Below are 18,063 nucleotides of genomic sequence, written 5' to 3'. Positions count from 1 at the left end.
TGGGGATGGGGCCCGCCCTCGTGCGGCCGTCGAACTGTACGATCCTGCGTATGGAGCCGACACACTGTCACCCTCCGACACCCGCAGGCACGTGCCCGTGCCCGTCCTGACGGTCGCCGCGGCGCTCGCCATCCCGGTGATCCGGGCCGCGGGCCCCGTCGTGCTCGCCGGGAAGGCGCAGCTGGGTCGCCGCATACGGTGGGTGCACGCCACGGAGCTCGATGACATCGGCCCGCTCCTGCGGGCGGGAGACCTCGTGCTCAGCACGGGAGTGGGGCTGCAGGACGACGAGCGCGCGCTGACCGACTTCGCCGCCAGCCTGGCCGAGGCCGACGCGGCGGGTCTGATGATCGAGCTGGGACGGCGGTGGCGCACGAGGTTGCCGCAGCGGCTCGTCAGCGCGTGCGAGGAGCTCTCCCTGCCCCTCGTCGCCCTGCGGCACGAGTCGAGGTTCGCGGCGATCACGCAGGCCGTGGGCGAGCGCATCGTCGACGAGCAGCTCACGCTGCTGCGCGACGTCGAGCGCGTCCACGAGACCTTCACCGAGCTCAGCTTCACGCAGGCCGGCCCGCGCGAGGTGCTCGAGACGGTCCAACGGCTCGGCGGGGCTGCCGTCGTCCTCGAGAACGACCAGGGTCGGGTGCTCGACTACGTGGCTGGCCCCGGGGACCTGTCCGGGTTCCTCGACGACTGGCCGTCGAGATCGGCTCGGGTGCGCTCACCCAACCGCACGTCGTGGGACGAGGCGAACGGCTGGCTCGTGACGAGGCTCGGACCGCCGGGACGGTCCTGGGGACGCCTGGTGATCGAGGCCCCCGCCCCGGCGACCCCCCCGCTCGTCGCGGTGGCCGAGCGAGCCGCCGCGGCCCTGGCCCAGCACCGGCTGCACGCCCGCGACCGGGACAACCTGACCCGCCGCACCCACCACGAGCTGCTGGTTGCGCTCCAGTCCGACCCCGGTTCTGCGAGCCTCCACCAGCGGTGCGAGCTCGCCGGCTTCCCCGTCCACCGCCGTCGGTTCGTGGGTCTCGTCGTCCGCGCCCGGACCGTCCAGGAGGCCACGTCGGCAGCCGGTCGGTCCGCGAGCGAGGAGCTGGTCGCCGCCGTGGTGTCCGGCGCGTCCCAGCAGAGGGTGCCCGCCCTGGTGGCCGAGACCGACCACGACGTCCGTGTGCTGCTCTCGGTCTCCGTCGGTGCGAGCGAGGCGACGGTCGTCGACGGCCTCGCCGGGCACCTCGCCCGCCAGCACGAGGTGGTGATCGGGGTCGGCCGGACGGCCCCCACGCGCGACGACATCCCCCGGACCCTCCTCGAGGCACAGCAGGTCGTCGACGCCGTGCCCGAGGGCGCTCCCACCCACCCCGTCCACCGGCTCGACGACGTGCACCTGCGTGGCCTGCTCACCCTCTTCGGCGACGACGACCGGCTGCGCCTGTTCGTCGACCGTGAGCTCGACCCGCTGCGGGCCCACGACGCCGAGCACGGCACCGACCTGCTCGACGTGCTCCGCGCCCTGCTGCGCCACCCCACCGCCAAGTCGGCGGCCGCCGACAGCCTGCACCTGTCGCGCCCCGCCTTCTACGCCCGGCTGCGCCGGGTGGAGGAGGTCCTGGGTCTGCGCCTCGACGACGCCGACCTAAGGACCTCGCTGCACGTCGCCCTCATCGCCGACGAGCTGGCCCGACGCCGGCCGCCGTGACCGGGCGGCCGGCACCCGCGGCTCCCTCGTGAGTTCGCCGTTGACTAGGCAGATCAACGGTGTCGGCGCTGCCGGCCACGTCAGATCAGCGGTGGGAGCATTCGATGAAGGCAGCTACCCGAGCGTTCAAGGGCGTCCTGGCCGCCGTGGGGGTTGTGCTCGTCCTGGCTGTCGTCCCGGCTCCTGCCTTCGCCGGCGGCAGCACCCTCGTCGTCGACGACAACAACGGGCAGTGGGCCGGCGCGGCGTTCAGCACGATCGGAGCCGCGGTCGCCGCCGCGGCTCCCGGTGACACGGTGGCCGTCTGCGCGGGCCTCTACCCCGAGACGGTGATGGGCGACAAGTCGCTGACCTTCACCGGCGCCAGGGCCGGCGTGGACGGACGGACCGGCCGAGGAGCGCTGGCCAAGGAGTCTGTCGTGGTCTCCGCCGGGGGCGGCTTCATCATCGCCTCGGCCGCCGATGACGTGACCATCAACGGCTTCACCATCCCGGGGGCAGGTGGCGACGCCGCAGGGGCCGACACGATCGAGGAGTTCCGGGGCAGCAGCGGCCTGACGGTCGTCAACAACGTGATCCGCGACAACCAGCTCGGGATCACCATGCAGAAACCCGACGGTGCCCACCCGGCCACGATCTCGCGCAACGCCTTCATCGACAACAGCCTGGGGACCACCGCCGAGGGTGGCACCGGGGTCTTCATCAGCAGCGGTCCCGCCAACCACACCTCGATCGACCACAACCGCTTCACCGGCCACCGCGAGACGGCGATCAACTTCGCGGGCAGCCCCAACCACTCGTAGGGCCTGGCCGTGCTCGACAACACCAGTCCCGGGAACAGCAGCCTCCGGATCACGAGCAACGTCGTCAAGGGCGGAGCTGCGAGCGGCACGACCGGAATCCGGATCGCCGACTTCACCGGAGCCTCCAGCACCGGTACCACCATCGTGGGCAACAAGATCAGCAACCACTTGCCCGTAGACGCTGCGAGCGGCGGATCTCCGTCGGCCAGGGCCCCGGAGCACGACTGCGCCGGGGCCCTGCCGCTGCCCATGAGAAGAGCCGCCGGAGAGTGGGTCCTACTCGTCGGCGCCTCCCTCACCGTTGCCGACCGTCGAGGCGATGTAGACGCCCAGGTTCGCGGCGGGCTGGATGAGGACGGCGGCGTCGTCGCACTGGCGCGGGACCGAGACCATGCCGCTGGTGGACCCGTTGCCGGCCGGGCTCAGGGCGAAGGGAGCGCTGGAGCCGGCGACCTTCCGGTCGCACACCACCGTCGCCACCACGGACGCGACGGGGTTGACCCCTGCCCCGAGCGGTGGGGGAATGACCAGGCCCACGATGTCGACCTGGATCCGGCCGTGCTCGCTCACCCGCACCCGACTTGGTCCGTTGACCCAGGGCAGGCCGCCGGGGGTGATGTGGCCGATCGTCGGGCTCGCCGGCGCCGGCATGCTCCCGACCAGACGAGCACCCAGGAGCGAGTCGCGGTGCGAGCCCTGTCCGTCGGCGTGTGCGGGTGCGACGGAGAAGGCGGTGATGGCCAGCGTGACGGCGGCGGAGGTCGAGACAACACGGCTGCTACGGGGGATCTGCACGGTCTGCTCCTAGGGCGAGAGGTTGAGGGCGACCAGGAGCTGCGGCTCCTGTCACGGATGAAGACACGAGGCTCCCCCGGATTCGGTTCAGTGTGCAGCGCGTTCGACCTGAGGCTTCCGAGGGATCCCGCGGTCCGTTGAACCTCGACGCCTCCGTGCTCGTCTCACGAGGAAGTACCCGATATCGGAGGTTCCCGTGGTCAATCCCTCACGTCCCGCATCTGCGCGGGTCACCCTCGCGGCGATGGTCGTGCTCCTGCTGGGCGCCTGCGGAGGCACCAGCACGACCAGCACGACCAGCTTGACGCCCACACCCTCACCACCGGGAACGACGGCATCGTCGTCAACTGCACCCGTCGGCACCAGCGTCGGTGTGAGCGAGAAGGAGTTCTCGATCATCCTGGACACGACGAGCTTCGCGATCGGTACCTACACCTTCAAGGTCGAGAACCACGGTGCCTTTCCGCACAACCTGACCATCGAGGGTCCCGGGGTCGACAAGATGGCCACGGCGACGCTGCAGGGCGGACAGTCGGGCTCGGTCACGGTCTCCCTGCAGAAGGGGTCCTATGAGCTGTGGTGCTCCGTGGACAGCCACAAGGACAAGGGCATGGACCTGACGATCACGGTCGGCTGACCCGCCATGCCTCGCCGCGGAAGCCCACACCTTCCGGCCGACGGGTGCACGCTGTAGGGGAGGTGAACCATCTGCACCTGACCTGCGTCTGTTCGGCAGGAGGACCTGTGACCAGCGGAAACCAAGCGGAGCTCATGCGAGGGCTTCATGACGAGCATGCGGCAGCCCTGTGGGGCTACTGCGTGCGTCTGACCCACGGTGACCGTCCGCGGGCTCAGGACGTCGTCCAGGAGACGCTGCTGCGCGCTTGGCGCCACCCCCAGATCCTCGACCAGAGCCAGGGCTCGGCCCGAGCATGGCTCTTCACCGTCGCACGCAACCTGGTCATCGACGAGTGGCGCACCCACCGCGCCCACCTCGAGGTGAGCACGGCTGAGCCCCCTGAGCGCGCCCCGGCAGGCGACGAGACCGACCAGCTGCTGCAGTCGTGGGTCGTCGCCGACGCGTTGAGCCGGCTGTCCGACGACCACCGGCTGGTCCTCCTGGCCTGCTACTACCGTGGGTGCTCGGTGGCCGAGGCGGCGACCGTGCTGGACATCCCCCAGGGAACCGTCAAGTCACGCACTCACTATGCGCTGCGCGGTCTGCGTCTGGCCCTGGAGGAGATGGGGGTGGGGCCATGACCGCCGACGAGTTCGTCCTGTACGACGCCGCCTACGTCCTGGGTGCGCTCTCACCCACGGAACGACGCGACTTCGAGAGCCACCTCGAGGTCTGTGCGGCCTGCGCCCGATCCGTGAGCGAGCTGGCGGGCCTCCCCGGGCTGATGTCCAAGGTGTCGGTGGATCTGCTCACGGCGCAGGCCGAGACCCCGCCGGACACGCTCCTGCCGGCACTGGCCCGCGCCGTGGGGCGAGAACGCCGACGGCGACTCCTGATCCTCGCGACCGCGGCCGCGGTGGCGGCCTGCCTGATCGTCGCGGGCACGGTAGCAGCCATCCGGACGACCGCCCCCGCCCGACCCGTGGTCGCAGCCTCGTCCCAGACAGGCACCTCGGACCTGGCGATGGCCTCCGTGGTCCCCTCGCCGGTCACTGCCACGTCGCGGCTGGTCGACATGGCCTGGGGCACCCGGATAGACCTCACCTGCCACTACCGCAGCACGCAGGGGTACCCGGCCAGTGGCGCCGTCTACGCCCTGGTCGTGGTCAACCGGTCCGGCGCCGGCCAGCAGGTCGCCACCTGGACGGCAGTGCCCAACCGTGACATCACGGTCATGGGTGCGACCTCTCGAGCACGGGCGGACATCGCCGCCGTCGAGATTCGGACCGCGCAGGGCCAGACGATCCTGCGTCTCAGGACCTGAGGCACGGCGTCGAACGACGGCGCTGTCGGCCGTTGGGGGCGAGACCCGACGGCCGGGATGTTGCCTAGTGCGCAGGCGACGACGAAGGCCCAGGTCGCGCGCGCCTGCATGGCGCTGACCTGGGCCTTCGTGGCTGAGCCGCTTATCGGAATCGAACCGATGACCTATTCATTACGAGCGTCGGCGGGGCCGAAAATCGTTGCAGTGGTGGGGTGTTCTCTGCACGAACCGCGCGAAGGAGGGCGAGTTGCGGCGGGCCGATCTACGGCCGGGGCGGCCAGAATGCGGCCTGGAACGCCCTCCGTGGTCGGCGACCACGCGGGTCTGCGCACCGACCTCGAGGTCAGCCGGCTGGGAGGAGACCGGCTGCGATGCCGGTACGGAGGGTCCGCCCGCGGGTCGTTGCTGGCAACCCGGCTGGGAGGTAGGAGCTGGGGCTCGTGGAAGCCAGCTACGACCTCACCCCTGCCCTCGCCAGCGCAGTAGAGGGTGACTGGAGCACGAGCTGAGGCAGCGTCCCGAATCTGATCGGGGCGCTGCTTCTTGCATGGGGCGGGGCCGCGAGGTGGGGTGCGCGCAGGGCGCGAAGCGCCCGGAGCGCGGGGCCCCGTCGCGGGGCCCCGCCCTCGCGGCGGAGCCGCGCTTGAGTCAGTGAAGAAAGTCCTCACCGCAGAGCTGTCCTGAAGACATGGACCCCACCCCCATGCGCCTTCAGCGCCAAGTACGGGCACTCACGCCGGACCATGCATCTCGCGGGGCAGCTGATCGACCAAGGCGGCAACGTTGCCGGGCAGAGGTTCCTTTGCTCTCCGGGTACCGACGCCCACGGTCGACGCGAAGGGTGGCACGTCCCGGATCGTCCTTTGACGTCAAGGGCCAATCTCTGGCAAGCCCCCTTGCCGCCCTTCACCGCTTGTGTCTTCGGCGCCGCAGTGCACACACGCCCGATACGGCTGGTTGTCCTCGGTCAGCTTCCGTTGCCACGTGTGCATGCCTAAGACGCATCTGAGTCGCTTTCCCATAACCGTCCCTTCTAGACCCTCCAAGGTACTGCGATGCGGGCCCCAAAGACTCTCCAGTGCCAAGCATTGCCCACGCGTTGTTCTGGGGCAGACCGGAAAAACGTCCCCCTCTACGAACTGAGTGTGCCGGGCCGTCGCGGCGCCGACCGTGGGCCACGAGCGGCGCGAGCCTCGCTGCCCGGAGAGGGACCGCCCCGGGTATCACGCCGAAGTACGTAGGGGGGCGATCTGGTCGTAGCCGATGTCGGCATTCGTTCGCAGACGGGCCGGGGAACTAGGCTCGGGACCGCGTCAGGGCAGAGATCGCTGAATGAACCGCCGGACCTGGCACAAGCGTCAGCCGCCACCCCCGTCCGCGCTGAGGAACCCGACATTCATAGGCACGTCGTTCGGGTCGATCCAGGGTCTGGGGTCCACCCCATGAGCCATCATCTTGCGGATCAGGTGACCGGTCGCCGCTCGTCGACGATCCCCAGGCTCGTAGACCGACCCGGAAGGGTGCTCATTGGGGCCCACCGGCTCCCCTGCGGCGCGGCGCCGCTCGATGTCATCACGGATCGACTCCAACAGAGCAAGGAACTCCGCCTCGTTGTCGAACGCAGCGACCACGACATGGCGACGCTCGTGTCGGATCGGGTCGTATCGGTAATGACGGACGACGAACCGCCGGAGGCTGTCATCTTCCACGTCAACTTTGGCCACACTCCCAGCCTAGGCATCACCGTCCACAGGACTGTCCCCTTTGCTCCACAGACGACGCATGGTCCCGCGGCCTCGAAAATCTTGGGTGCTTCTCGGAGGCAACAGTGGACAGCCCCCGCACCGGGCTCCACGATAGTCTCGCGGACAACTTTACGGCCTGACAGACCAGACACGAACGGGTAGATATCCCAGGGGGTCGGCTCCCCACTTCTGACCACGCGGTCAGCGACACACGCGACAGCCGCTCACAGGCATCCCCCACCGAGCACCTTCCGTCCGCGGCCATGACTCCTCTGGCGTCCGACGTATGAGCGACCCCTGCCGTCGGCGTGCCCTGTGGCAAGTCACCGCCCACCTACCGGGTGTGCCGTGCTGATCGGGTCGCATCGTCAGCGCGGCACACCCTCGGAAGGCAGGGCTGCTGCCATGAGTGTGGCCACCCGCAACGAGGTGTGGTCCGCCCTGCCCGTGGCATCCGCGGACGAGGGCTGGCCCTTCGACCTATCCCATCTCGCCTCCCCTACGCAGGAGCAGGTCGTCGGGCGCCTCCTGTCCGCGGACTTCGACGCCTGGTCTGAGGCGGCCTCGCGAGTCGGGTTCTGCCGCAAACCGATACGCCTCGTCGGGGGATCACACGTCGTCGACGGGGCCACGGGTGAGGTCGTCCGTTCCTACTCCTCTGCGGCCGAGCCGACCGGGGTGACGTTCGTGCGGTGCGGGAACCGTCGGGCCCAGGAGTGCGAGTCCTGCTCTCGACTCTATGCGGCGGACACCTTTCACCTCATCCGCTCGGGCGTGGTCGGCGGCAAGGGCGTCCCGGAGCGGGTTCGGGAGAACCCTTTGGTGTTCTTCACGCTCACCGCCCCGTCCTTCGGGCCGGTCCACGGGCAGCGTGCCAACACCGGTCGCTGCCGGCCACGGACCGACCGGGAGGGCCGCTGCGTCCACGGGCGACCGGTTGGCTGCATGGTGGTGCACCCGGACGACGACCCGCGGCTCGGGCAGCCGCTGTGCGCCGACTGCTACGACTACGAGTCCGCAATCGTGTGGCAGTGGTGGGCGCCCGAACTGTTCCGCCGATTCACGATCAGTCTTCGTCGCCACCTCGCGCACACCCTCGGCGTGACCCCGGCGCGGCTGGGTGAGGCCGCGACCGTGCAGTACGCCAAGGTGGCGGAGTATCAAACCCGCGGCGCCGTCCACTTCCACGGCCTCGTCCGCCTCGACGGCCCTCAGGACGCCGGCGGCTTCGCGGTGGCTCCCGCCCGGGTCGGCAGCCGCTTGCTCGCGGCCCTCGTCGAGGAGTCGGCTCGCAGCGTGCGGTACGACGCGCCGTCGGTCCACCGCGACGACCACCCCCGCGTCCTCGCCTTCGGCGCCCAGGTTGACACCCGGCCGGTGAGGCTGTCGCGGCGCACCGACGACCCCGCCCGGCCGCTGACCGCGGAGCAGGTAGCGGGATACCTCGCTAAGTACGCGACCAAGTCGGCGATGGAGGGCGGGAAGCGCAGCAACGCCCACCTGCAACGGCTCGAGGCCACCGCGCTCGAGCTCGCGCGCCGAACCCGCGGGCGGGGTTCGCCCGAGGAGGCGCCGTACGGGCTGCTGCGCAAGTGGGCGCATGCCCTGGCGTTCCGTGGGCACTTCGCGACGAAGTCACGCCGCTACTCCGTCACCCTTGGGCAGCTGCGCCGAGCCCGTCGCCGCGCCCAGATCAGGCTGGCCGAGGCCAACCGGACGGGCACGCCCATCGACCTGCACCAGATCGAGGCCGAGCTCCTAGCGGACGACGCCGCGGAGACCACCCTCGTCGTCGGCAGCTGGCAGTACGCCGGCTGCGGGTGGGCGACCGAGGGCGAGACGGCCCTGGCGACAGCAGCGGCCGCCCGCGCCCGTGAACGAGCCCAGGAGCGAGCCGCCGCCAAGCACGACCAGCACGACCAGCACGACCGCATCCGTCACGAGAAGAGGTCAGTCAGATGAGTGAGAAGAGTGAGCAGAGGGTCACGTTCCCCACGCTGCTGTGCTCGGCCGAGGTGGCCGAGATCCTCAGCGTCCCGGTCTCGACCGTGCAGCACTGGGCGGCGCGGGGCGAGGGGCCGCCGTCGTTCAAGGTCGGCAAGCACCGCCGCTTCACGGCCGAGGCCGTCGCGGCGTGGCTGGCCGCGGCGTCGGGGGCGGTCCGGTGATCGAGCGCCGGACCCTGGAGTCCGGCCGCGTCTCGTGGCGGGTGCGCTACTACGGGCCGGACGGGCGGGAGCGGTCACGGTCCTTCCGGCTGCGGCGAGAAGCGGAGGCCTACGAGGCCAAGGTCCGGATCGAGCGCAACCGCGGCGACTGGGTCGACCCTCGCCGGGGGCAGGTGACGATGACCGAGGTGTGGCTGGACTACGAGCGCCTCGGGATGGGCCACCTGCGCGAGACGACGAAGGCCAGCTACCGCAACGCCTGGCGCCACGTCGCGAAGACCTTCGGCGCGTGGCCGGTCGCCAAGCTCGAGAACGCCGACGTCAGGGAGTGGGTGACGACGATGAGCCGCGACTGCGGGCCGGACCTCGTGCGCTACGCCCACCGGGTGCTCTGCCTCGTGCTCGACCACGCCATGCGGTCACGTCGGGTGCCCGCCAACGTCGCGCGGGGCATCCGGCTACCTCGCCGGCCGCCGGCCCGGGAGCGGTTCCTGACCGCGCCACAGGTCCACGCCCTGACGGCCCGGCTGGGGCCCGACGGCGACCTGGTCATGGCCATGACCTACCTCGGACTGCGGTGGTCGGAGGTCGCGGCGCTGCGGGTGGCCGACGTCGACCTCACGCGGCGGCGGGTGCACGTCGTCGAGCGGGCGACCGAGGTGGGGGGCCGGGTCGACGTCGCAGCCCCCAAGAGCGCCGCGTCGAACCGTCACATCGCCATCCCCGGCCTGCTGCTGCCCCGGCTCGAGCAGCGGGTGGCCGGCCGGGACCGGACCGCGCTGGTGTTCCCCTCCCCTGGAGGCGGCTACCTGCGTAACCGCAACTGGCGCACCCGGTCGGGGTTCGACGAGGCCGTCGAGCAGCTGAACCTCGACGTCACCCCGCACGACCTGCGGCGAACCTTCGGCAGCCTGGCCCGGGCGGCGGGGGCCGACCTGCGCTGGATCCAGAAGGCCATGGGGCACGAGTCGATCACGACCACGGCGCGCATCTACGCGCACCTCTACGACGACGAGCTCGACTCCGTGGCTGCCGCGCTCGACCGGATCGGGGGTGCGGTGTGACGACCGTGCCCGCTCAGGCCGGGCCCATGTACGGCCAGAATGCGGCCTGCGAGCACTCCCCGAGCATGACGAAGGCCCAGGTCGGGTGCGCCTGCATGGCGCTGACCTGGGCCTTCGTGGCTGAGCCGCTTATCGGAATCGAACCGATGACCTATTCATTACGAGTGAATCGCTCTGGCCAACTGAGCTAAAGCGGCAGACGCGACCGTCACCCGAGGGCGCCGTGCACGCGGGCACAACTATACGGACATCCCTGCCGACGGCGAAAACGCCCGACTCGCGGTCGGCACCGGTCAGCACCGCAGGCCGTCCTGCGGCGTGGTCCCGTCGACGAAGTAGGCGTCGATGGGGTCGTCGACGCAGGCGTTCGAGCGCTTGTAGGCCGTGTGGCCGTCGCCGTCGTAGGAGATGAGCACGGCGTTGGACAGCTCCTTGCGCAGCATCACCGACCACTCGTACGGGGTGGCGGGGTCGCGCGTGGTGCCCACCACGACGATCGGACCCGAGCCCGTGGCCGAGACCGTGTGCGGCGGGTCCGTGCCCTTGACCGGCCACTGGCTGCACACGACCGAGCTCCAGGCGATGTTGCGGCCGAAGATCGGGGCAGCCTTCGCCGCGGCCGCGGCCGAGGCGCGGAAGAAGGCAAGGTCACCGGTCTCGGGCCGGTCGACGCAGTTCACGGCATACAGCACCTCGAGCAGGTTGCCGGTGTACTGCCCCCCGGGGGTGCGCCGGGCGTAGGCGTCGGCGATGCGCATCATCTGGTTGCCGTCGCCGTTGACCGCCGCCTTGAGGGCCTCGGTCAGCGGCGCCCAGAACGACTGGTCGTACATCGCCTCGGCCAGGGCGATCGAGGCCCAGCCCTCGTCGAGACTGGTCACCCGCTGGTCGTCGGTCACCGGCACCGGCTGGGCGTCGACCCGCGCCAGGAAGTCGGCGAGCCAGCGCATGCCGTCGTCGACCGTCGTGCCGACGGGGCAGCCCTGCCTCTGGACGCAGTCCTGCACGTAGGCCCGGGTCGCGCGCTCGAAGCCCTCGGCCTGGCCGAGGTTGACCTGCTGCGAGGTCAGCTCGGGCGCCACCACCCCGTCGAGCACCATGCGCCCGACCTTGAGGGGGAACAGGTCGGCGTAGGTCGAGCCGATGAAGGTGCCGTAGGACTTGCCCAGGTAGTTGAGCCTCGACTCCCCGAGGGCGGCCCGGAGCACGTCGAGGTCCTTGGCCACGTCGACGGTCGAGACGTGGGCCAGCAGCTGCGGGTTCTTGGCCTCGCACCCCGCGCCCAGCGCCCGGCCCTGCGCGACCAGCGCCTGCTCCTCCGCACTCGTGTCCGGCGTGGGGTCGGTCGCCAGGAAGGTGTCGAGACCGACGTCGTCCAGGCAGTCGACCGGGGCCGACCGGCCGACCCCCCGCGGGTCGAAACCGACGACGTCGAAGCGGTCGCGCACCGAGGCACCGACGATGCGGCTCGCGTCCCTGGCGTAGTCGACGCCCGAGCCACCCGGCCCCCCCGGGTTGACCACCAGCGACCCGATGCGCTGCGAGGGGCTGCCGGCCGGCACCCGCAGCAGGGCCAGCTGGATGCTGCCGGCGTCAGGCTTCGCGTAGTCGATCGGCACGGTCAGGAATGCACACTCGCCGCCCGAGCACGACGCCCAGGTCAGTCGCTGCGTGTAGAACGACCTGAGCCCGGCGCTCGACGCCGGCGGCTCCTGGCTGCCGGCGGCCGGCGCCGTCGAGGCCGGCGGGTCGCCCTGCGACCCGAAGGGCAGACCAGCGCACGAGCTGAGGGCGACGGCCGCCGCGACAGCACCTGCGGCCAGTCGGCCGACCCTGCGTATGCGTGTGGAGCGCCCGCGGGCGCGACCTGCCTGACCACGGGTCATGGGTGCAGAAAACTCCTGGGTCAGGGGGGCGTCGACCCCTCGGCACGTCGTGCGAGCACGGTACCCCGAGACCCGAGGTGTCGCCTGTGGTGGCCTCACTGGGTGTGTCCTATTTCGGGACTCACCGGCTTCCCTTGACCACTCCCATGAGGGGTGTGGTGGGTGGTTGCCGTCCGAGCGCCCGCCGCACCCTGGTGGCGGGTCTTGCCTCGGTTCCGACCCAGGGCCTCTTGGTGGTGCGAGGTGGCGGTCGGCTCTACGGCCCGGTCCATCCGGGCGCGGACACGCTACGTGGTGTCAGGCGGCTGGCGTCGCACGCGAAGACGACGAAGGTGGTGGAGATGACGAGAGTGGGGGCGATAGTGGTGGGGTGTAGCGGGCGAGGTTGATGGCGGCGTTGAGGTCGCGGTCGAGGACCAGCCCGCAGGCCGGGCAGGTGTAGGTGCGCTCGGCTAGGGTCAGGTCGGCCTTGTGTGCATCGCAGCCGGAGCAGGTCTTGCTCGAGGGGAACCACCGGTCCGCCACGACCAGGATCGTGCCGTACCAGGCGGTCTTGTACTCCAGCTGCCGGCGCAGCTCCCCGAACGCCGCGTCCGAGACGACCCGGGCCAGGCGCCGGTTCGTCAGCATCCCGGCCGTGTTGAGGTCCTCGATGACCACGGCCGTGTAGCCGCGGGCGAGGTCACCGCTGATCTGGTGGAGTAGCGCGCTCCGGACTGCGGCGACCAGGGCGTGGACGCGGCCCAGGCGTCGTGCCGCCTTGCGCCGGCCGACGGAGTCTCTCTTGGTTCTCGAGTAGGACTGGTTGGCCAGCTTCAGACGGGCCTGGGCGTGCTGCAACGCTTTCACTCCCTGGTACGCCTGCAGCTGGCGTCCGGTCTCGTCCGCGACCACGGCGAGGGTCTTGATGCCGAGGTCGACCCCGACCCGCACCGGGTGCCGCCCCGTGGCGTCGGTGCCGGTGGCGCTGTTGGCGCGGCGTTGATGGTGGAAGGGTGCGGCGACCCCGGTAACGGACACGACCCACCGACCCCGCTCGAACCGGAACGATGCCGCGTACACGTGGAACCGACCCCCGTCGAGCAGACGGCGCAGCTGCCGGGTCGTCTCCCGGACCCGGACCGGCCCGAGCTTGGGGAACCGCACCGCCCGCGGCCCAACCGGGCGCACCGACGGGGTGGAGCCTTCGGTGTACTTCGCCCGCAGCCGGAACGCGGGGGTCGTGCGGTGCCTGGCCTTGAACCGCGGGAACCCTGCCGCCTTGCCTGCCCGCAGGCCGCGGCGGGAGTCGGACCAGTTCTTCAACGCCTGGGCGGCGTGGACCGACGCGGTCTCGAACACGTCTGCCGACACCTCCGCCCGCCAGGGCAGGCCACGAACGCCGTCCTCACCCACGGGTGCGTCGGGGGCGCGGCCGTCCTTCCACGCGTTCACGTGGTTGATGAACGACACCTTCGACCACGACAACGGCGGAGTCAGGTCAGCCGGCGCGACCCCATAGGTGGTCTCGGCGGCGCGTTGGTCGAGGTTGGCCTTGACCCGGGCTAGGTGGTGGTTGAACGCTAACCGGGAGGCTCCCGCGTGCGCCAGGAGCAGCTGGTGCTGGGCCGCGGTCACGTCCAGGGTGAACCGGAACGTCGTCGCCCGGGTCAACGCCACCCCGGCATGCGAGACCACGACAGGATCGTGCTGCGCAGCGGGCGTGGGCGCCGTCACCGGTGCCGTCCGGGAGACCTTCAGGGGCATGAGGCTCATGCTGCCGCCGACCACCGACATCCCCTCGACACCCATCTCGACGCCCAGCTCGAAACGTGGACGGGCTGCGGGGCACCCGGCTACGGGGAGAGTGCTCAGAAGTCAGCACAGGGGTGGGCAGGGTCGCGCACAGGCGGGCGCGGCGCTCTCCCGCTGACTGTGCTCGATCTCGTAGGCGCACTCCCCGCAGACCCCGTCGACATCGTTGCCGGTGCCGAGGTGCTCACTCCACAGGTGCCGGCACACGTCGCAGTCACCGAGTTCGGCCAGCCGACGCGCCACGTCACGCCGCGCACGCCACCGCTGCCACCAGGCCGTCATGACCTCAGCATCTCCCATCCACGCGCAACCGGGCCGCCCTGTGTCGCAACCACCCGGACCCGACCGGACCTGACCTCGTCCTCGTACCGTCATGACCTCCCGCCTATCGCACCCGATGAGGTGCGGGCAGAAGACCTTCCGCCAGCGTTCCGCGACAGGTGCTGCAGCGTCGTGGCGATGCACGCGACCTGCAACCAGCCCGTCGCCGAGACCGTGGTGTTCTCGAACGACTTCGCCAACCGCCGGGCCCGACCGAGACGGCCGTGGGCGACCTCGACCCGCCACGCATGCCGGATGGGCCGGAACACCGGCTGCTTGTCGTCCCACCCGACCCGGCGGACCTCCAGCCCGTGGTCGCGAGACAGGGTCCGGGCCGCGGTCGGGGTGACCCCCGGTCGACCAGCACCAGCTCCAACCGGTCCGTGACGCCCTGCCCCGCCAGATGAGTCAGCAGGAGGTCACTGGCCCGGTTCTCGTGGGTGGAGGGCGGCACCACGAGAGCACCGATCGGCAGCCCCGTCACGTCGACCGCGACAACCCGCTTCGCGCCCTTCGTGCGCCCGAACGGGCCGCCCCGGTCATGAACGTCGAACCACCGTTCGACGAGCCCCGCGCGAGATGGGTGTCGATCACCACCATCGACGGGGTCGCCTCGACCCGACCCTCGACGGTGCGGGCCGCCGCGTGCAGCACGGTCAACGCCCACGCCCACGTGCCGTTACGAGACCAACGGCGGAACTGCGACCACACCCGCGTCCACGGCCCGAACGACTCCGGCAGGTACCGCCACTGACACCCGGTGTGCGAGATGTACAGCATCGCGTCCACCACCCTGCGGAGGTCTGGGCCGTGCTTCGGGCCCCGCTTGCGCGGGCCAGTGAACACCGGCCCCAGGAGGGCCCACTGCTCGTCGGTCAGGTCACTGGAGTACGCCATGGCCCGCATCGTGCTTGCCGTCGTCCACGGCGCAGTCACCGTCGGCCAAATAGGACACACCCAGTCAGCCCGGGCCGAGCACGAAGGTGATGGCCATCGCCTCGAGCGCCAACAGCGGCGGCACGTTGGCGCCGATCCGGCTGCGGGCCTCGCCCACCGCGTCCATCGCCACCAGCAGCTGCTCGGGCGACGCCGACGAGGCCAGCGCCCTCACCACGTCGAGGCTGTCCTCGTTGACCAGGGCCACCCGGCTGTCGAGGTGGAGCACGAGGGCGTCGCGGTAGACCGACAGCAGGTCGAGCAGCGAGCGGTCGACGACGTCGCGGGCCAGACGCGTGGACCGGGTCTTCTGCTCCTTCTCGAGCGCGGTCACCTGGGAGCGCACGTGGGGCGGCTGGGTGCGGGCGGCTGGGTCGGCGCCGAGCGTCTCGAGCAGACGCGTCTTCTCGGTGGCGTCACGCTCGGTCGCGGCGGCTCCCGACTCGTCGTCGGCGATGGCGGCGAGGTCGGCCGCGGCACCGACGGCGTCACCGACGCTGCGGATCCGCACCGGCATCGAGATCACCTCGTGGCGGCGGATGCGGGCGCCCTCGTCGCGCGCCAGCCGCCGCGCCAGGCCGACGTGCGACTGGGCCGCGCGGGCGGCATACATGGCCATGGAGGGGTCGACGCCGTCGCGGCGCACGAGCAGGTCGGCGACCGCCTGCGTCGGGGGCGTGCGCAGGCGCACGTGCCGCGAGCGCGAGCGGATGGTGATGATGACGTCGTCGAGCGAGGGCGCGCAGAGCACCCAGACCGTGCGGGGGGTGGGCTCCTCGAGGGCCTTGAGCAGGGCGTTGGCGGGAGCGTCGGTGTAGGACGTCAACCGGTCGGCGTCCTCGACGATGATCACCCGCCAGCGCCCGACGGACGGTCGCAGCGCGGCCTCCTGGACGAGCTCGCGCATGGCGGCGACCTTGAGCGACAGACCTTCGGTGGCGACCACGTGCACGTCAGCGTGGGTGCCCTCGAGCGCGGTGCGGCACTCACGGCAGGTGCCGCAGCCGCCGTCGGGGCACTGCAGGGCGGCGGCGAAGGCGCGCGCCGCGACGCTGCGGCCCGAGCCGGGAGGGCCGGTGAGCAGCCAGGCGTGGGTCATCGCGGCCGGGTGCGTGGCGGCGTGCGAGAGAGTGGCCACGGCGTCGGGCTGGCCGATGACGTCGTCCCAGACACTCCCCACAGCACCCACGCTCACCCGAGCACCCCCGCCGCGGTGACCCGCTCCATCACGAACGTGTGCAGGGCCGTCGCCCCCAGGCCCGCGTCGAGCACCAGGTAGCGCCCGGGGTCGGCCGCCGCCAGCACGAGGAAGTGCTCGCGCACCGCCGCGTGGAAGGCGTCGCCCTCGGCCTCGAGCCGGTCGGGTGCGGCCTCTCCGCGACCGACGCGGCGGGCCCGGCCGACCTCGGGCGTCACGTCGAGCACGACGGTCAGGTCGGGCAGCAGGTCGTCGACGGCCCACCGCTGCAGGCGAGTGACGTCGTCGGCGCCGAGGTCGCGCCCCGCGCCCTGGTAGGCGACCGAGCTGTCGACGTACCGGTCGGTGACGACCACCCGGCCCTCCGCGAGGGCGGGCCGGACCAGCGTGTCGACGTGCTGGGCCTTGTCGGCCGCGTAGATCAGCGCCTCGGCCCGTGGCACGACGTGCTCGCCGTGCAGCACGAGCTCGCGCAGCGCCGCCCCCAGGGGGGTGCCGCCGGGCTGGCGGGTGACGAACACGTCGCGGCCGGCGGCCCGGAGCGCGGCCACGAGCAGTGCCACCTGGGTGGACTTGCCCGCGCCGTCTCCGCCCTCGAAGGCGAGGAAGAAGCCGGTGGGGCTCGCGGGCGTCGTGGTCACGCCCGCGAGCCTAGGCCAGTGCGGCGACACAGCCCGTCAGCCCTCAGGCGCCGCCCGCCTCCTCGCGGCGGTCGGCGTTCGCGTGGATGGCGTCGCGCAGGTAGGACGCCAGCCCCGTCGCAGCCTCCTCGTAGGTCGCGGTGAAGCGCGGGTCGGCGACGTACATGTCGCCGAGGCCGCGGTGCACCGCGAGCGGCACGTCGTAGAACCAGCGGGTGATGTGCTGGCGGTGCGCCTCGGCGGCTGCGGTGGCGGCGTCGGACGTGGGCGCGGCGCCGGAGCGCAGCGCCGCGACGAGCCGGGAATTGACCTCGTCGACCTCCGCCTTGATCGCCTCCCAGTCGGCCTTGGTGTAGTCCGTGGTCCGGGCCGTGGACTGCGTCCAGGCGTCGGTCTCGCCCCAGCGCTGTTCCGCCTCGGCGGCATACTCGTCCTGGTGCTCGGCGAACGGGCCGCCGAACAGCAGCTTCTGCTCGTCACGGGTGAGCTTCATGCCTGACTCCTCCTTCTGTAGTGCTGCGTCGATCGCGTCGACCAGGTCGTGCAGCTGACCCAACCTGGCGATGACCGTGTCGCGCTGTCGCTGCAGGTGGCCCCGCAGGTCGGCCGCGTCGGCGTCGAGCAGCTCGGCGACCTGCTCGAGCGAGAAGCCGAGCCGCCGGTAGACGACGACGTGCTGCAGCCGCTCCAGGTCGGCCTGCGTGTAGAGGCGGTAGCCCGCGGGCGTGCGGCCCGACGGGGTCAGCAACCCGATCTCGTCGTAGTGGTGCAGGGTCCGCACCGTCACGTCGAGCTCGTCAGCCACCTGACCCACGGTGAGCGCGTCCTGTCGGGTGCTCCTGGTCGACATCGTTCCTCCGGTCATGCCCTCGAGCCTGCGGCCTCACGTCGCGTGAGGGTCAAGACCATCGTGCCCGCCACCGTGGCCGACCACCCTCGTCCCACCGATCGAGCCTGTGGCCTTCTCGACACCCCGCTGTCCGGTATGCCGCACAGCTGGGGTGGCGCACAACGGACAGGTGGGTGCCGAGGAGACCGCCGTGAGTGCGTGCCCTGCCGCCGGGCGCGGC

17 protein-coding genes and 1 tRNA gene are annotated in these 18,063 nt (G+C 71.3%); 8 read left to right on the top strand and 10 right to left on the bottom strand.

Annotated elements, in window-relative coordinates; genetic code table 11:
* Positions 1-97 precede the first annotated feature (97 nt).
* The gene (locus V3N99_13910; protein ID MEO3937835.1) at positions 98-1,699 is read left to right on the top strand and encodes a PucR family transcriptional regulator ligand-binding domain-containing protein; all 1,602 of its coding nucleotides are present in this window, start codon (positions 98-100) and stop codon (positions 1,697-1,699) included.
* A gap of 104 nt (positions 1,700-1,803) precedes the next feature.
* The gene (locus tag V3N99_13905) at positions 1,804-2,502 is read left to right on the top strand and encodes a right-handed parallel beta-helix repeat-containing protein (protein ID MEO3937834.1); all 699 of its coding nucleotides are present in this window, start codon (positions 1,804-1,806) and stop codon (positions 2,500-2,502) included.
* A gap of 276 nt (positions 2,503-2,778) precedes the next feature.
* On the opposite strand, the gene V3N99_13900 is transcribed toward V3N99_13905, so the two are convergent.
* On the bottom strand, positions 2,779-3,297 hold the full coding sequence (locus V3N99_13900) for a hypothetical protein (protein MEO3937833.1): 519 nt from the start codon (positions 3,295-3,297) through the stop codon (positions 2,779-2,781).
* A gap of 244 nt (positions 3,298-3,541) precedes the next feature.
* Between V3N99_13900 and V3N99_13895 the strand changes: the two genes are divergently transcribed.
* The 3 genes from V3N99_13895 (at position 3,542) to V3N99_13885 (ending at position 5,240) form a co-directional block, all read left to right on the top strand.
* Complete coding sequence (locus V3N99_13895; GenBank protein ID MEO3937832.1) at positions 3,542-3,934, top strand: plastocyanin/azurin family copper-binding protein; 393 nt, start codon at positions 3,542-3,544, stop codon at positions 3,932-3,934.
* A 62-nt stretch (positions 3,935-3,996) separates the two neighbouring features.
* On the top strand, positions 3,997-4,557 hold the full coding sequence (locus V3N99_13890; protein MEO3937831.1) for a sigma-70 family RNA polymerase sigma factor: 561 nt from the start codon (positions 3,997-3,999) through the stop codon (positions 4,555-4,557).
* On the top strand, positions 4,554-5,240 hold the full coding sequence (locus V3N99_13885; protein ID MEO3937830.1) for a zf-HC2 domain-containing protein: 687 nt from the start codon (positions 4,554-4,556) through the stop codon (positions 5,238-5,240). The genes V3N99_13890 and V3N99_13885 overlap by 4 nt, the downstream gene beginning before the upstream one ends.
* Positions 5,241-6,598: 1,358 nt before the next feature.
* Here V3N99_13885 and V3N99_13880 read toward each other — a convergent pair.
* Complete coding sequence (locus V3N99_13880) at positions 6,599-6,964, bottom strand: hypothetical protein (GenBank protein MEO3937829.1); 366 nt, start codon at positions 6,962-6,964, stop codon at positions 6,599-6,601.
* 426 nt (positions 6,965-7,390) lie between these two features.
* On the opposite strand from V3N99_13880, the gene V3N99_13875 reads away from it, so the two are divergent.
* From V3N99_13875 to V3N99_13865, 3 genes are read left to right on the top strand one after another with little or no spacing between them, the layout of a single operon-like run.
* Positions 7,391-8,947: a replication initiator gene (locus V3N99_13875; GenBank protein MEO3937828.1), complete on the top strand. Its 1,557-nt coding sequence runs from the start codon at positions 7,391-7,393 to the stop codon at positions 8,945-8,947.
* A complete protein-coding gene (locus V3N99_13870; protein ID MEO3937827.1) occupies positions 8,944-9,153 on the top strand; it encodes a helix-turn-helix domain-containing protein in 210 nt (69 codons plus the stop codon). Before V3N99_13875 ends, V3N99_13870 begins: the two co-directional genes overlap by 4 nt.
* Complete coding sequence (locus V3N99_13865) at positions 9,150-10,217, top strand: site-specific integrase (protein ID MEO3937826.1); 1,068 nt, start codon at positions 9,150-9,152, stop codon at positions 10,215-10,217. Before V3N99_13870 ends, V3N99_13865 begins: the two co-directional genes overlap by 4 nt.
* Positions 10,218-10,340: 123 nt before the next feature.
* Here V3N99_13865 and V3N99_13860 read toward each other — a convergent pair.
* The 8 genes from V3N99_13860 to V3N99_13825 form a co-directional block, all read right to left on the bottom strand.
* Positions 10,341-10,414, bottom strand: a tRNA-Thr gene (locus V3N99_13860).
* 96 nt (positions 10,415-10,510) lie between these two features.
* Positions 10,511-12,103, bottom strand: coding sequence for an alpha/beta hydrolase (locus V3N99_13855; GenBank protein MEO3937825.1), 1,593 nt, complete (start codon positions 12,101-12,103; stop codon positions 10,511-10,513).
* A gap of 297 nt (positions 12,104-12,400) precedes the next feature.
* Positions 12,401-13,858, bottom strand: coding sequence for an IS607 family element RNA-guided endonuclease TnpB (gene tnpB / locus V3N99_13850; GenBank protein ID MEO3937824.1), 1,458 nt, complete (start codon positions 13,856-13,858; stop codon positions 12,401-12,403).
* Between the two features lie 102 nt (positions 13,859-13,960).
* Complete coding sequence (locus V3N99_13845; protein ID MEO3937823.1) at positions 13,961-14,179, bottom strand: hypothetical protein; 219 nt, start codon at positions 14,177-14,179, stop codon at positions 13,961-13,963.
* A 519-nt stretch (positions 14,180-14,698) separates the two neighbouring features.
* The gene (locus tag V3N99_13840; GenBank protein MEO3937822.1) at positions 14,699-15,115 is read right to left on the bottom strand and encodes a transposase; all 417 of its coding nucleotides are present in this window, start codon (positions 15,113-15,115) and stop codon (positions 14,699-14,701) included.
* A gap of 64 nt (positions 15,116-15,179) precedes the next feature.
* Positions 15,180-16,349 carry a DNA polymerase III subunit delta' gene (locus tag V3N99_13835; GenBank protein MEO3937821.1) on the bottom strand — a complete coding sequence of 390 codons (1,170 nt, stop codon included), beginning with the start codon at positions 16,347-16,349 and terminating at the stop codon, positions 15,180-15,182.
* Complete coding sequence (gene tmk / locus V3N99_13830) at positions 16,346-16,993, bottom strand: dTMP kinase (GenBank protein ID MEO3937820.1); 648 nt, start codon at positions 16,991-16,993, stop codon at positions 16,346-16,348. Before tmk ends, V3N99_13835 begins: the two co-directional genes overlap by 4 nt.
* A gap of 43 nt (positions 16,994-17,036) precedes the next feature.
* Positions 17,037-17,858, bottom strand: a complete 822-nt coding sequence (locus tag V3N99_13825; GenBank protein MEO3937819.1) for a MerR family transcriptional regulator — start codon at positions 17,856-17,858, stop codon at positions 17,037-17,039.
* Between the last annotated feature and the right edge of the window lie 205 nt (positions 17,859-18,063).

The organism is Dermatophilaceae bacterium Soc4.6 (assembly GCA_039889245.1).
GTDB lineage: Bacteria > Actinomycetota > Actinomycetes > Actinomycetales > Dermatophilaceae > Lapillicoccus.
The sequence above is the reverse complement of the archived record's forward strand: the minus strand, read 5'-3'. Positions and strand labels throughout refer to the sequence as shown.